At 68.0% G+C, this 372-nt stretch carries 1 pseudogene; it reads left to right on the top strand.

From position 1 onward, the window contains the following. Positions 1 to 372: pseudogene (locus tag ACG02S_RS26235) on the top strand (IS5/IS1182 family transposase); the annotation flags it as partial.

The following is a 372-nucleotide window of genomic DNA, read 5'->3' as shown; positions in this document are numbered from 1 at the left end:
CCAAGATCGCCCGCCTGGCCAAGCGGGTGGGCCTGAAGCTCAAGATGACGCACGAGCGCGAGGGCCAGAGCTTGCGGCGGCGCGCCGGCGGCTACGCCCATGCCAAGCAGTTCAAGCGGCTGCGCCAAGTGGTGCGCCGCCAGCGCACGATCCTCGGCGTGCTGTTGCGCCAGGTGCAGCGCAAGATGGCGACGCTCGCTCAGGCCGCACAAGACCAGCTCAAGCCCTGGCTGGAGCGTGCCGAACGCATCCGCAGCCAGCGCCCTCACGACAAGAACAAGCTGTACGCCCTGCACGCGCCGGAAGTTGAATGCATCGGCAAGGGCAAGGCCCGCAAGCCCTACGAGTTCGGCGTCAAGGTCAGCTTGGCCG

The sequence above is a fragment of the Pelomonas dachongensis genome (genome assembly GCF_043555865.1).
Taxonomy (GTDB): domain Bacteria; phylum Pseudomonadota; class Gammaproteobacteria; order Burkholderiales; family Burkholderiaceae_C; genus Pelomonas; species Pelomonas dachongensis.
This window is presented reverse-complemented; position numbering and strand designations above follow the sequence as displayed.